At 69.1% G+C, this 14,306-nt stretch carries 11 protein-coding genes; 5 read left to right on the top strand and 6 right to left on the bottom strand.

The window, feature by feature from the left end:
• Nucleotides 1-132: 132 nt before the first annotated feature.
• A complete protein-coding gene (locus Q0A33_RS04300) occupies nucleotides 133-1,467 on the bottom strand; it encodes a hypothetical protein (protein ID WP_291793626.1) in 1,335 nt (444 codons plus the stop codon).
• A gap of 411 nt (nucleotides 1,468-1,878) precedes the next feature.
• Complete coding sequence (locus Q0A33_RS04295) at nucleotides 1,879-2,940, bottom strand: NYN domain-containing protein (protein ID WP_291793632.1); 1,062 nt, start codon at nucleotides 2,938-2,940, stop codon at nucleotides 1,879-1,881.
• Between the two features lie 352 nt (nucleotides 2,941-3,292).
• On the opposite strand from Q0A33_RS04295, the gene Q0A33_RS04290 reads away from it, so the two are divergent.
• Nucleotides 3,293-4,072, top strand: a complete 780-nt coding sequence (locus Q0A33_RS04290) for a cyclase family protein (RefSeq protein ID WP_291793623.1) — start codon at nucleotides 3,293-3,295, stop codon at nucleotides 4,070-4,072.
• A gap of 38 nt (nucleotides 4,073-4,110) precedes the next feature.
• Nucleotides 4,111-4,518: a carboxymuconolactone decarboxylase family protein gene (locus Q0A33_RS04285; RefSeq protein WP_291793619.1), complete on the top strand. Its 408-nt coding sequence runs from the start codon at nucleotides 4,111-4,113 to the stop codon at nucleotides 4,516-4,518.
• A gap of 136 nt (nucleotides 4,519-4,654) precedes the next feature.
• Here the strand turns inward: Q0A33_RS04285 and Q0A33_RS04280 are convergent, their stop codons facing one another.
• Entirely contained in the window at nucleotides 4,655-5,251 is a 597-nt protein-coding gene (locus Q0A33_RS04280; RefSeq protein ID WP_291793617.1) for a hypothetical protein, read from the bottom strand.
• A gap of 1,483 nt (nucleotides 5,252-6,734) precedes the next feature.
• Between Q0A33_RS04280 and Q0A33_RS04275 the strand changes: the two genes are divergently transcribed.
• Nucleotides 6,735-7,193, top strand: a complete 459-nt coding sequence (locus tag Q0A33_RS04275; RefSeq protein ID WP_291793612.1) for a cupin domain-containing protein — start codon at nucleotides 6,735-6,737, stop codon at nucleotides 7,191-7,193.
• 94 nt (nucleotides 7,194-7,287) lie between these two features.
• Nucleotides 7,288-7,524, top strand: a complete 237-nt coding sequence (locus tag Q0A33_RS04270; protein ID WP_291793610.1) for an amphi-Trp domain-containing protein — start codon at nucleotides 7,288-7,290, stop codon at nucleotides 7,522-7,524.
• Between the two features lie 319 nt (nucleotides 7,525-7,843).
• On the opposite strand, the gene Q0A33_RS04265 is transcribed toward Q0A33_RS04270, so the two are convergent.
• Entirely contained in the window at nucleotides 7,844-8,521 is a 678-nt protein-coding gene (locus Q0A33_RS04265; protein WP_291793629.1) for a queuosine precursor transporter, read from the bottom strand.
• A 166-nt stretch (nucleotides 8,522-8,687) separates the two neighbouring features.
• Entirely contained in the window at nucleotides 8,688-11,897 is a 3,210-nt protein-coding gene (locus Q0A33_RS04260) for a M3 family metallopeptidase (RefSeq protein ID WP_291793607.1), read from the bottom strand.
• A 115-nt stretch (nucleotides 11,898-12,012) separates the two neighbouring features.
• Here Q0A33_RS04260 and Q0A33_RS04255 point away from each other — a divergent pair, with 115 nt between their 5' ends.
• Nucleotides 12,013-13,254, top strand: a complete 1,242-nt coding sequence (locus Q0A33_RS04255; protein WP_291793604.1) for an MFS transporter — start codon at nucleotides 12,013-12,015, stop codon at nucleotides 13,252-13,254.
• Between the two features lie 11 nt (nucleotides 13,255-13,265).
• Here the strand turns inward: Q0A33_RS04255 and Q0A33_RS04250 are convergent.
• Nucleotides 13,266-14,306 (bottom strand): multicopper oxidase domain-containing protein (locus Q0A33_RS04250; protein ID WP_291793601.1); only part of this gene is annotated, 1,041 nt, incomplete at its 5' end.

Genomic DNA, 14,306 nt, shown 5'->3' with positions numbered 1-14,306 from the left:
GTTACGTCTGCGTAGCGGCCGTGCAGAGCGGCCGCTACGCAGACGTAACTTCCGGGGGAGGGAGGAGGGGAGGAGGGGTGCGCCGCGAGCGGGTGTGAGGCCGTTTCCGTGCCGCTCTGGCGCAGGCGGGCCCTACAGGAGGTGCTCTTCATCGACGGCGGTCATCAGCTCCTGGAGAGTGGCGAAGTCGATGACGGGCACACACCTGTCTGCAGCGTCCGAGTCGAAGTACCGGACACCCTCCACCACTATCGCGGTGAACCCCACGGGGAGCCCGGTCGCCTCAGCCAGCCACTGTGCCTTCCTTCTGGCGTTCCCAACCCAGCCCTCCACGTCTTCGTCGGAGACCTTCCCTGCAAGATTCCGCACCTTGGCGAACGGGTATACCGACTTGCACTCGAAGAGAAGCATGACACTACCGTCGAAGGCCACCGCGTCCATCTCTCCCGGGCAGGTGGACCTGCTCTCATGCAGCTGCTCGTGCAGAGGAGTCCGCTCAGTGTCGGTCTCCCAGAAACCCGACTTGTGAACAGTACCGGCGATGAGACCGGTCTCGCGGAGGAGTGATATCACTTTCTCCTCGAACGGTCTGGTGATGGCCTCGGTCCAGGCTCCGTGCTCCCCCAGCCATTTCAGGATGAAGGGAGAGAGCGAATCGAGGATGAGGTATGGCGAGGTGATGAAACCATCACTCACCTCGAGCACCGGGTTGGTGACGAGATCGACGTCGTCAGTGCGGTCCGTTCCTGCGAAGCACAGCTCACTACGCAGGTCGTCGGCATATATGTCGAGGGAGTCGGAAAGGTGGTCACCGAAGGTGCTCTGGATGTACAGGGTGTCCGGCAGATGACAGAGGATTGGGGCGTGTCCAGAGTCTCGTGTTGCGATTCTGTGAGACAGACTCTGCTCGCTGGCTCGATAGGCCATCAGCAGGCGAAGGAGTATTCCGCGCCAGAATTCGGAGATGTCGGGTCGCATCCTCAGTCTTGCGGCGAATTCCGTTACCAGCGGTGACGTATGGGAGGATCCGACACCGGAGATCGATGCGCGGGCGGCGAACGCCGTGGACTCATCGAAATGAGAGACGAGCTCCTCTGCGAACGGCGTTGACTGCAGGTCCTGCCCGGTTATCACCAGGTTGATGAAACGGTCGGGAGTGGACGAGGCCCAGAGCGGGGTGATCGATTCAGCTTGTTCCTCCTGCTCGGCCACGCAGGACACCACCAGCTGGGCAAGCTTGCGGATCGATCTCGACCTTCCCGAGGGGTGCTCCTGGGCGGCGATCAGTGCTCTCTTGAAGGCGGGCCGAAGACGGTCCTCGGGCTCGTCTGCATCGGTCATCGAAGAAGACCAGGCCGCCATGAGCACTTCCTTTGCGAACGTGTCATCGAGCTCTGGCGCTATCTCATGCGCAGGCAGCGGATCCGTATCGATAAGCTTGGCTATCTCGCCATGCAGGGCCTCCACTCGCCGTGGCAGTCTCGATATCCGTTCTCTCCAGCCCATCGGATTCCTTCTATATGCATGTGACCGAGGCTTGCGGCGCTGGTCCGGCAGGTATGACGTGGACTTTAGCACAAGGGCCCATGTGAGTGAGGATACGGGTTTCCACTAATCGGACTTCCTCCATCCGCCTTCATGTTGCTTCCAAGCTCTGATTCCCTAGACAGACCGTGATTCCCTATTACGGTTTCGCCGTATCACCCGGACCAGGCGCCGACGCCGGCATGGTATGAGAAGAGGAGCATACTTGTTCGAGTGGGGGATGTCTGAGTGATCGAATGAAAACAGAGGGCAGACGCTATGTATGCGGTCTGTGGAGCGGTCGGTACGCAGACGCCACTCGGCGGAATGAGAGCGTGGCGACGCCCGCACCGCTCAGCGCTCGCGGACGGCGGCCCAGAAGCTGTCGCGCAGATGCTTGCGAATGGCCTGGCTGTTGGTCTCCGTCTCACCGATCTGCGCGGCGCAGTCCTGCAGGAGCGCCCGGTCGATGTCCGGCTCCAGATAGGGGTAGTCCCGCAGGAGCTCCTCCAGCTGGATCTGCGTCGCCGAATTGAGCCAGCTCTCGGCGGTATTCACCGCGACCTCCTCGACGACGTCGAACAGCGTCTCGCAGTCCACGTCCTGCGACTCGGTGCTGGTGGAGTAGAGCGGTGTCGTGGCGCTGCGGGTGACATGAGGCCGCGCGGTTCCCGGCGAGGAGACCGAGGCGGGCGGAGCCGGGCGGGGTGGAGGACCGGGCTTGGGCACCGGCCTGCTCGGGGCCTCGGCGTCCTTGCCCTCCGCTGCATGAGTGTGGCCGGGCTCCGCGCCTTCGGTGTTCCTCGTGACGGAAGCTGCGGCGACGGTGGTGATCCCCTCCGCGCTCTCCTTGCTGCGGTGGGACATCGACGGTTCGAAGCAGCTGCGGATGAGTTCCGAGGGAATCGTGATGATGCGGTCGACCTGGAGAGCCAGATGCTCGGCCACGGAGGACAGCCCCACCCGCCGGCCGGGATCCTCGAGGCCCACGAGCACCACCTTCATGCCCTGGTCCTGGGCGGCCTCGACGGCCTCGGCGATGTCGTCGTCCCCGCACAGCAGGTAGGCGACGCGCGCGGAGCGGTTCCGGGCCACCTCCACCATGTCCAGGCCAAGGCGGAGGTCCACGCCCTTCTGCGCGCCATTGATGCCGATGCGCCCCAGGCGGACCTTCACATCGTCGATCAGCGCGATCTTCTTGTGCTCGTCCGCCATCACGCCGTGGTGGGAGGCGTCGTACCAGTAGACGCGCAGCGGGGAGAGGCCCGCGTCCTCCTTGGTGCGTTCGACGATGCCGGCGATGAGCCGGCGCACATCCACCACCGTCGAGGACCGGAGCGAGGTGCCCGTGGTCTTGGTGGAGCCCACCGCCAGCAGGAATCCTGCGTCGATGAAGACTGCGCTCTGCTCTTGCATGCCGGGCACGTGCTCTCCTGATGTGGCGGGCGGGCTGGGATGTTCGCGGTCGTGTGCCCATCGTATGCAGGAAACCGCGGGCGCAGTTCACATGATCAGGGGATATGTGCGGATGCCGCGCTGGGCGAATCCCCGGGCGCATCGGCGAGGGAGGGCCGGAGGACGGAGGCGCGGCATACTCTGTGCGGGGGCGAAGCCGGGAGCGGGCGCGGTGGTCATGCGCCAGGATATGACTGATGAGGTCGGAGTGTGACGCAGGACACTCGCGGAATGCCGGCGGCTGGTAGCTTGCGAAGTGTTCCCAGCCTCCGCGATCAGAGGGGGCATCCGCCTCAAGCTCAGGGAGATATCCATGCCTGCCTCCGTCGACACCCTCATCGCCGCCCGTGATGCGGCGTTCGCCTCCTTCACGCAGGGCTTCCGCCTCGTTGACCTCTCTGCGGCGCTGGGGCCCGACTCCGTCATCTGGCCCGGAGCCCCGGCGCTCTCCTTCACCGACGCGGTGAGTCACGAGGGCGGCGGGTACCACGCACGTGTCGTGACGACGTTCGAGCACGCGGGTACACACTTCGATGCCCCGGAGCACTTCGTCCCCGGTGGGGCGGACACCGCCGGCATCGGCATCGACGAACTGGTGGTGCCCGCCGTGGTCATCGACATCCGGGACAAGGCGGCCGCGGACCCCAACGCCGTCGTGGAGGTGGACGACCTCGAGGCCTTCGAGGCGGCGCACGGTCCGATTCGGCCCGGCACCGCAGTGCTCATCGATTCCGGGTGGGCCGCCCGGAGCACAGACGCACTGGCCTACACCGGTTCGGAGACGACGGAGGATCTGAGGTTCCCGGGGTTCGGACTCGATGCGGCGCGTGCGCTGGTGGAGAAGGGAGTGGTGGGGCTCGGTGTGGATACACTGGGCATCGATCCGGGCGACCGGCCCGACTTCCCGGTGCACCGGGAAGTGACCCACCCCGCGGGCCTGTGGCACCTCGAGAATCTCGTCAACGTCGATCGGCTTCCGGCCTCGGGCGCGGTGATCGCCGTGGGCGTGCCGCGGATCGTGGGCGGCACCGGCTTCCCCACACGGGTGTTCGCCTTCGTTCCCAAGGACTCAGGTTCCGTTTCCAGGGACTGAGGTCCCCACATACACCCCGCATGCGAAGGAGCAGTGCAATGGAGCAGTTCTCACCCACCCTCCCGCTTCTCTCCGATGAGGAGCTCGATCCCCGTGCCCGCGCGGTGTTCGACGACATCCGAGCAACGCGGAACACGGACTTCATCAACAACTTCTGGCGCGCGCTCGCGCACGATCCCGCCAATCTGGAGCGGACCTGGGGCGAGCTCAAGGAGATCATGGGCCCTGGCACTGCGCTGGATCCGCTGGTCAAGGAGCTCATCTACGTGGCGGTCTCGACCGTGAACAACTGCACCTACTGCGTCCGTTCGCACACCGCAGCCGCGCGCGGCAAGGGAGCGACGGACGAGCAGATCGCAGAGCTCCACGGGATCGTCGCCGCGGCGAACAAGACGAACCGACTGGCGATCGGCCTGCAGGTTCCCGTGGACGACGCCTTCCTCTGATCTGTCTGAGTGCGGAGGGCATCGCCCGAGCACGGAAGGCGACACCCGCTTCTCCTCCTGCGCACCCGCTGATTCTCAGTGAAAGGCGGGTGTCTGAACGGCGATGCGGGTGTCGTCTGTGAGTTCGAAGCTGCTCTCACGGCATGTACTCGGTGGTGTGCTCCGGCGCGTCCGTGATGAAGAGCCGTGTGGCGATGCAGTCGTCGCGGCCCCAACCGTCTGCGGCGCATTCGTCCAGGGCGGATTCGGCATCGGGGAAGGGGCTGCTGCGCACCACCACCCAGTAGCCGTCGTTGGCGTAGGTGGACCAGTCCCCGGACCACAGCAGTGCGGCATCCGGGTACCGGTCCTTGAACTCCTCGTACTTGTCGAGGCTGAGCTGGAGGGTCTCGCCGTCCTGGGCCGCGTCCCCGCTGCTGGGGTTCTGCATGGAGCTCAGCTGAACCACCCACTGCCCGTCGAGGTCCGCTGAGTGCGCCTCCCACGCCTCGTCTCGCAGCTGCTTCAGCTCCGTGCCGTCCGGAGGCGGTGCGCCGCCGTCCTCACCGTGTTCCTGCACTGCGTCGGGGCTGCTCGCGGCCTCGGGCTCCTCACCACCCAGCACTCCGAGCGCGCGCAGCCCGAGGCCCAGAGCCACCACCAGCAGGGCTGCCGCGACCGCGCCCGCGAGGAAGGGCCGCAGGCGGCGGGTACGCCGAGGTGCGGCTGCGGGTGGCGGGTCAGCGGTAGGCACAGGTGCGGTTGCGGGCGCGGGCGCAGGCGCAGGTGCGGTTGCGGGTGGAGGAACGGCGGCCGCCGTGGCTGACTCCGGCGGGAAGGCTGTCTCCGCCGGCTGTGGTGCGGCGGTGGTCGGGTCTGCCGCGAGGCGTACAGCCGCGTGCTCCGCGGAGGTGCTCTGTGCGGCGGTGAGCTGCGGTATGGGGTGCACCTCGTCCGCGACGTCCGGCAGGGCAGCCGCAGGCGCATGGGTTTCTGGCTGCGAGGTGGGCTGCTGTTCGGGCGCGTCGTACACAGGGGACGGCGCGCAGGGGCGCACGATCGGCACTGTGAGAGTGGGAGGCCCGGAGGCTTCCGCGCTTCTCGGCGGCTGTGGTGGCTGGGGTGCGTGGGGGCCGGGTTCTGGCTCGGCTGCCAGTCTGCTCTCGGCCGCAGCCGCGGCCTCGGGCATGAGGCCAGGGTCTGGCTCGGTCGTTTCCGGCTCGGTCGATTCGGCTCTGTTCGTTTCCGGCCTGGCCGATTCGGCTTGAGGCTCCGATGCTGTCTCTGCTGTCTCTGCTGTCTCTGCTGTGCTTCCTGCGTCCGGTGCCTCTGGTGCGTTTGCTGCGTCCGGTGCATCCTCATCCTCGGAGGATCTCTCCGTCGATGTGCCCGGCGGGGTCATGTCGCCGAGGACGGAGCCGGTCTCGGGGTCGGACTCCGCTACGGGGTCGGACTCCGCCGCGGGGTCGGTTTCCGTCTCCTCGGGTTCGCTCGGTTCGGACTCGGGCTGTTCGGGCTCACCCTGCTCAGACCTGCCCGGCCTGGTGCCGTCGTTGGTCTCGGGCTCGTGCAGCGTGGACTCGCCCGGCTCGGGTCCGCTCGATTCGGGCTCGTGCTGCCTGGTCAGGCTGGTCAAGCCCGGTAGGGAGTCGCTTGGGTCGGACTCGCCCGGCTCGGTGTCGTCCTCGTGTTCGGCCTCGGGGCCGGGCTCTGCGGCTCTGTCGGATGTGCTCTCCGCTTCGTCAGTGAGGGCGGGTGCCTCGCCCGGGGAAGTCAGCGGATCATCCGGGTCTGCGGAAGGGAGGTCCGGCTCCGAGGGCGTCTCGAAGCGCGGCGGCTCAGTGGGCCGGGGCGGCACCTGCTCAGCGGGTCCGCCGGGAGTGGGATCCTGCGATTCCGGCTCGGTCGACTCGGGTTTCATCCAGCAATACTCACGGCTTCCAGGCGCGGCCGCAAACACCGGCGTGGCAGGTGGGAAGTCGGGGAGCGGACCTGAGAATCGGCTGTGTCCGTCGTTCCTCACTCGTGTAGCGGGCTGAGGATCGCGACCGGAATCTGCTCCGCCGGTGGCTTCGGGCTCGGACCGGTGCTGCGGCGCGTGTCCCACACACTCGAGAACTGCGCGCCTGGTGCTCTCTGCCGGCAGAACGTGGGATTCTGGGGGTGCATCATCCGCCTCGGCTCAGGAGCGAGGACCGTGAGTGATGGAAGTAGGGCACTGAACTGAGGAGAAGCGCATGGCAGACGATGCACAGGGGCTGGGATCTCGCCCCATCGACGTCCTCGCGGCCGCCCCAGCGCCGGACCCTCAGCGGAGGAACGGCCGTCCCTCCGTGAAGCGTCTCCTGCAGGGCGACGGGGCGAATCTCATCGCGTTCACCTTTGTTCCAGGACAGTCGCTGCCCGAACACACCGCGGCGCACCCCATCACTGTGCAGTGCCTCAGCGGGACGCTCACCTTCACATGCGAGGGGCAGACGACCGTCCTCACACCGGGGACGATCGTCCACTGCCGTGCGCATGTGGAGCATCGCGTGGACTGCCCAGCAGGCGAGGTGAAACCGGCGAGCGGGGCGGAAGCGACGGGCCGGGCGGCCGTGACAGGCCCGACGGACGCGGCGAGTGGAGCGGAGGCCGAGGCCGCGGCATCTGGGAGCGTTCTCCTGCTCACGATGCTCACTGGTGAGCGCCACTGAGCGGTCGCGTTCAGCGTTTCCATCTGCAACGCTGCCCGCGAGACCTGCCTGGCAGAGGGTTCCCGCAGAGCACAGAACGTGTTTGACTCGTGGCATGAGCGACGATCTGTATGAGCACGAGACCGAGACCGACCTCTCCCGTGAAGAGGCCGCTGCGAAGCTGCGTGCCCTCGCAGACTCTCTGGAGAAGCAGAACTCCGTGACCGTCCACCAGGGGGAGAAGGACGTGACGGTGAGTGTCCCCGCCCGGGTCTCCTACGAGTACGAGGTGGAGATCGAGGAGGCCGGCAGCGCTGAGATCGAGGTCTCCCTCAGCTGGAAGCGCGGCTGAGCAGCACGGCGCGCCCGCTCGCGTCTGATTCGGCCTCGCCGGCGGTCCGGACACTCCTTCCCGGCGAAGGGGAAGTGACTGCAGGGAAGCCGGATGCCCAGCCCGGATCCGCCTGTCCTACGGAGTAGGGTGTGCCACAGCACCCGCCCATGTCTCAGCCTGCGTCGCTCAGAGGCGGAATCCTCGACGCAGATTGAGACATGGGCGGGTGAGTGCGGGAGCCCGCAGCGGGAGCCCGCGGCGGGTGGGTGCGGGGAGCCCAGAGCGGAGGCCGCGGCGGGAGCCCGCTGGGAGGCCGGGAGGCCGGGAACGGGCCCGCTCAGTCCTCCCCGCCGGGCGCGTAGGAGACCTCGCGCTTCTTGAGCACGCGGATCACGGTGTACGTGACCGGCATGAGAATCACCTCGACCGCGACCTTGTAGACGAAGCCCACGATGATGTAGTTGATGAAGTCCGCACCGGGGATGACACCCGCGAACGCGACGATGCAGAAGATGAGGGTGTCCGCGAACTCGCCCACGCCGGTCGAGGTCATGAGGCGCACCCACAGGTGCTTCTCGCCCATGCGGCGCTTGACCCACACCAGCACGTAGGAGTTGAGCAGCTGGCCCACCACGTAACCGGCCAGCGAGGCGGCGACGATCCGCGGGTAGAAGCCCAGCACGGCCTCGAAGGCCTCCTGCGACTCGTAGCCGGGGCCGGGCGGCGAGACCATGACGAGGTAGAAGACGAGCACCGCCAGCGCCTGCATGGCGAAGCCCATGAACACGGCCCTGCGGGCCGCGCGGAAGCCGTAGACCTCGCTCAGCACATCGCCGAGGATGTAGGCGAGCGGGAAGAGGAACGCACCGCCGTCGGTGACGATCGAGAAGTCGCCCACGATGGGACCGAATCCGATCACCTTCGTCGCGGAGATGTTCGAGATGATGAAGACGCAGCAGAAGACTGCGAGGATGAGCGCGTAGTAGCGGCCCCGGGTGCTTGCGAAGGCCGTCATCGCGCCCGCGCCGGGCGCACCGTCCGTACCGGTCACGCCCGCACCGGCCGCACTGTCCGTGTTCTCCGCCGAGCCCGCTGCGTTCCCAGACACCGCCTGCGCGGTTGCCTGTGCGTGCGGACCCGGCTGCCCAGATGCGTGTGTGCCGGGTGCTCCCGCACCCGTGTCACTGCTGTTCGACATCGATTTCCTCTCCTTGTGTCACGCGGACCAGTTCCGCGTACGTGAGTGGGACCATGGCCTCGACGGTGCCGCCGCCGGCCCACAGCTGCGCGTACTCCCGCAGCGTCCGGTCCACGAAGGACCGCACGTGCGAGGGGTGTCCGGCGGGAGCGACGCCGCCCACCGCCTGGCCGGTGGCTGCGAGCACCTGCTCCGGGGTGGCCCGCTTGAGCCGCACCGCCCCGATCTGCTCGGCGGTGAACGCCGTGTCCACCCTGTGGCTGCCCGAGGTCATGATGAGGACGGGTTCCTCGCGCACGGGGAGTTCGTCCTCATCCTCGACGGTGTCCGCCGCACGTACTCCGGATGCGGCTGAACCGGCGCTCTGCTGCGCTGAGGCGGCTGCGGCAGGCGCGGAGCCTTCAACACCTGCGCCAGTGACCGCATCAGTGTCAGAGCCCGCACCGGTGCCCGTCCCGGACCCAGCGGCGTCGGCTGCGCCCGCGCCCGAGGCCGCCTCCGCTTCGTGCCGGCCGCTCGCACCCGGCGCCGCGGCCGTCTCCGTGCCCGTGCGGCTCTCGCCGTCCCGGGCAGCAGCTGAGTCGTGGCTCCCGTCACCGGCGAGACCCGACGGGGCATCGCCACCGGCCGAGCCGCCGCCGGCCGCACCGCCGACGCCACTGCCAGCCGCACCGCCACCGGCCGCACCGCCACTGCCTGCCGCCCCGCCACCAGCGGGCTGCGACTCACCGGACTCGGCCGCAGCGGCCTCCTGTGCCGCGTCCTCCTCGACGAGCGCCAGCGAGAGCGTCTCCACACGGCTCTGCGCGCGCCTCTCCGCGAGCACGTCCTCGTCGGGGAACTCCGCGATGAAGACGAGGCTGTTCGCGATGGCGCCCACGGGGACCCCGTGGAAGTCCGCGGCCGCCTGCGCGGTGGGGAGCGGCTCCGGATGCACCTGTACGCGGGTGCTGATGCCGGCCGCACGCAGGTCCCTCTCCAGCCGTGCGTGTTCGGGACACGCCGGGGGAGCGGGCCGCGCCGGTGCGAGGCCGCGGCGGCGCAGCAGCGGTTCCGTCCCGACCTCGCCGCCCAGGAACCGCTCCAGCGCCGCGAGCGGATCCCGGGAGTAGCCCGGCGCGAGGATCTCCTCGCGATACGCCCGGCCCAGCTCCGGGTCCAGGCCGCCGTGGTCCTCGAACAGCTCCGAGACCGCCGCCGCGTACTGCTCGGACCACAGGTACGAGTAGTAGCCGGCCGCGTAGCCGTTGGAGAAGATGTGTGCGAAGTAGGCGGAGCGGTACCGCGGGGGGACGAGCGGGTCGAACCCGGCGGCGCTGAGCACCTCCGCCTCGAAGGTGAGGACGTCCTCGACGACTTCACCGCCCTCCAGTGAGTGCCAGCTGAGGTCCAGCATGGCCGCCGCGAGGTACTCCAGGGTGGCGAAGCCCTGCCCGAACGTCTGCGAGTCCCGCAGCCGCTCCACCAGGTCCTGAGGCATCGGCTCCCCGGTCTGCCAGTGAACGGCGTAGCCGGGCAGCACCTGCGAGTGGAGCGCCCACATCTCGAACTGCTGGGAGGGGAATTCGACGTAGTCGCGGGGCACCGCCGTGCCGGCCTGCGAGGGGTAGGAGGAGTCCGCGAACAGGCCGTGCAGCACATGGCCGAACTCGTGGAACAGCGTGATCGTCTCGTCCGGCGTCAGCAGCGCGGGGCGTCCCGGTGCCGGCGGCGGGACGTTGAGCGTCAGCGTCGTCACAGGGTGCAGGCCGGTGAGGCGCGAGCTCGTCACCAGCTCGTCCATCCAGGCGCCGCCCCGCTTGCCGGGACGCGCGAACGGGTCGACGAGCACCAGCCCCAGGGTGCGCGAGCCCTCGAGCACCTCGTAGACGCGCACATCCGGATGCCAGCCGTGCAGATCCGTCCGCGCGGAGAAGGCGAGTCCGTAGAGGCGCTGCGCCGTGGCGAAGACGCCCTGGGTGAGGACCCGCTCGAATTCGAAGTGCGCGCTCGCCTCCGCCGCGTCCACCTCGAAGGTCTCGGCCCGGTAGCGCTCCCACAGGTGGAGGACGTCGTGGCGCTCCAGCGGCCGGTCCTCGTCCATGCCGAAGTAGTCGCGGACCCGGCGCGCCTCCCGCTCGAACTGCCGCAGCGCCGGCTCGAGCAGCTGGTGCAGCAGGGAGCCGGCGCTGTCGACGTCACCGGCCGTGGAATCGTCCACGGCGTACTGCGCATAGCTGTGGAAGCCCAGATGAGCGGCCTGTGCGGCGCGCAGTGCGGTGATGTCCGCGACGAGCGCGCGCGTGTCGTGCGGGCCGCCGGAGGAGCCCCTGCCCAGCGAGAGGTCCAGCAGCCGCCTTCGCGACTCCGGGTCCGTGAGAGCGGTGAGCGCGTCCTGCTGTGAGGTGTTGGTGAGGGGGAGCCGGAAGCGGGGTGCGGTCCCCTCGTCTCCGGTCAGGTCTCCTGCGGTTCCCGAGGCCGCCTCGTCCCCGGCAGTCTGCCGGGTCCGGGCGTCCTGGGGGGAGGACCCCGTGCCCGAGGCCGGTGCGGGAGCCGCTGCGGCCTCGGCTGCGGCGATCTGATCCTCGCTCAGCCCGGCGAGGGCTGCCGGATCGTCCGTGACGAAGGCGCGGGCGGCAGTCTCGCGGAGCAGGGTCTGGCCGAACTCCGTCTCCAGCCGGTCGAGCTCGCGGGAGATCTCCGCGACGGTCTCGCGCTCCTCCCGCGGCAGTCGCACGCCCGCCCGCACGTGCTGGGCGAGGGTGTGCTCGTGGAGCCGGCGGTCCTCCGGGATGAGATCGGCGGAGGAGACGGCGCTGAGCCTCTCGAAGAGCTGCTCGTCGAGCTCGATGCTCAGCCGCAGGGAGGTGAGCTGGGAGGAGATGTCCGCCACGGCCTCGGCGAGGCCTTCGTCCATGACGTTCGACTCGAGGACCCTCACGAGCGCGGCGAGCGCGCGGGCGGGCAGCTTCGCCCGCTCGAGCGGCAGGGTCACCCCGGTGAACGCGGGTTCGTCGGTGGAGGCGAGGATCGCGGAGACGGATTCGCGGACGCCGGCCACGGTGCGCGCGCAGGCCTCGCGGAGACCCTCCGGCGTGAGCGCGGCAAAGTCCGGCAGCGCGAGGTCCGGGGTGTGCGCGACGAACTCCCACGCGGCGTTCCCGTGCGCGTGCGGATTCCCCGCGGGGGTGTCCACTGTTGGCGGCTGTGTCACTGACGCTCCTTCAGCGATGCGTAACGTTCCGAGCGGCACGGCCTGCTGCCGAGGCGCTCGCATGCGGGAGGCGCGGGTGCTCCGCCGCGTCCCGCCGGGGTACTAGGGTAGTCGGGTGAGTGATTTCGAGGGCCATCGGCGAGGCGATCCGCTGACGCGGCGCATCGAGATCGGCCTCCTCATGGCGGGTCTCGCCACATTCACACTCCTCTACAGCACACAGGCGATTCTGCCGTACTTCTCCCGTGACTACGGCATCACGCCCTCCGCAGCGGCGCTCTCCGTGTCCGCCGCCACAGCGGGACTGGGCATCGGGCTGATCGTGGCCGTCCCGGTCTCGGAGCGGATCGGCCGTGTGCGCCTCATCCGGGCCTCGCTCACGGCGGCGGCGCTGGTGGCCTTCGCCGTGGCGTTCGTGCCCTCGTGGCCGCTGTTCCTCGCCGCCCGCTTCGTCATGGGCTTGGTGCTGGCCGGACTGCCCGCCACCGCGGCGGTCTACCTCAAGGAGGAGATCCATCGTGACTACGCGACGGCGGCCACCGGCGTCTACATCTTCGGCACCACACTGGGCGGGCTGCTGGGCCGGGTGGCCTCCGCGCTCACCATCCAGCTCGCGGAATCGTGGGGCTACGCCGGGACGGGCGTCCTCAGCGTCTCCCACCTCGCGATGGTCGTCGCCGCGCTGATCGGCCTGGTGTGCGCGGCGGCGTGCTGGGTGCTGCTGCCGGAGTCCCGCGGGTTCGTCCCGCAGCGCGACGACCTGGGGCAGCTGCTGCGGAAGTTCGGGCGGGCCTTCCGGGACCCTGTGCTGCTGTGCCTCTACCTCATCGGCGGCCTGGGCATGGGCACCTTCGTGGGCTCCTTCAACGTGCTGGGCTTCCGGCTGGAGGCCGCGCCTTATCTGCTCTCCGTGGGCGTGATCGGACTCATCTACTTCGTCTATCCGGTGGCCGGGACGGGCTCCGTCATCGCCGGCAGGCTGGCCGGGCGCTTCAGCCTCCGCAGCGTGATGCCCTATGCCCCGCTGGTGGCCCTGGCGGGCATCGCCGTCATGGCGCTGCCCCAGCTCGCCTGGATCGTCGTGGGCATCGCGGTGCTGAGCGTGGGCTTCTTCATGATGCACGCCCTGGCCAGCGCGTGGGTGGCGCAGCGGGCGTCCGTCTCCGTGGGGGTGCCCGCCCAGGCGATGAGCATGTACATGCTGTTCTACTATGCGGGCTCCTCCGTCAACGGGAATCTGGCGCCGCTGGCCTGGGAGCTGGACGGCTGGCGCGGCGTGAGCCTGCTGAGCGGTGCCCTCATGGCCGTGGCGTTCGCGCTGTCCCTCGTCCTGGCACGCAGCCGGCCGCTGCGGTAGGCGCACCCCGCTCAGTGGCCCCCGTGCCCGGCGGATCCCGCCTGCGCCGAGCCCGCTGCGGCGTCCACCGTGAACTGTCCCATCATGCCGTCGTCCTCGTGGAGCATCAGATGGCAGTGGTACATGTACGGGAGGGAGCCGTCGTCGTCCTCGTGGTGCGGCATGACGACCGCGATCCGCACCGCCTCCTGCGGCCGCAGGTAGACGGTGTCCTTCCAGCCAGCGAACTCCGGCGCGGGAGCCTGACCCGCCACGTCGAGGATCCGGAACTGCGCGTTGTGGACGTGGAAGTTGTGCGGCGCGGAGTCGAGGTTGGTGAGCAGCCAGACCTCGGGAGCGTGTGAGGACATCGCGGCATCGATGCGCTCCATGTCCATCGAGGCGCCGTTGATCTGTCGGCCCCGCAGATTGAAGCTGCGCTGCTGACCGCCGTCCACCGGCTCCGGGAGCTCTGCCAGGACCGCCGGCAGTCCCAGCGCGGAGATCGAGGCGGGCCCCGTGGTCGCAGTGCCGGCGGAGCCGTTCGCCGAGGTCGCGGCTGAGCTGCCGCCGCCGTGTCCCTCCGCCGTGCCCGCCGAGGCCGCGCCTTCCGCGCCCCGCCGGATGCGCAGGATCGTGAACTCGTCCGTGCCTCCCACGCCCTCGGGATCGGCGACGTTCCCCAGATCCGGGGAGCGGGAGACCAGGGCGACTCCGGCCTCGGGCACCTCGACGAGGACCTCTGCGCGCTCTGCAGGGGAGAGGGTGACCGAGGCGACCTCGACGGGCTCCGGCAGCAGCCCGCCGTCCGAGCCGATCACGGTGAGCGGATCGCCGGAGTCCAGCTGGAGGCCGTAGCTGCGCCCCAGCGAGCCGTTGAGGAGCCGGAGCCGCAGGACCGCGCGGTCCGTGGTGAGGACGGCGTCCGGAGCTCCGTTGGCCAGCACCGTCTCACCCAGCATTCCCACGTCGGAGCCGAAGTTGTGGCCCAGCAGCTCCCCGTCCTCCGTGACGCGGAGGTCCTGGATGATGACGGGGATGTCGTCCACGCCGTACTCGTGGGGCAGGGCGGT

The organism is Brevibacterium sp., from assembly GCF_022712115.1.
GTDB classification, from domain to species: domain Bacteria; phylum Actinomycetota; class Actinomycetes; order Actinomycetales; family Brevibacteriaceae; genus Brevibacterium; species Brevibacterium salitolerans.
The sequence above is the reverse complement of the archived record's forward strand: the minus strand, read 5'-3'. Positions and strand labels throughout refer to the sequence as shown.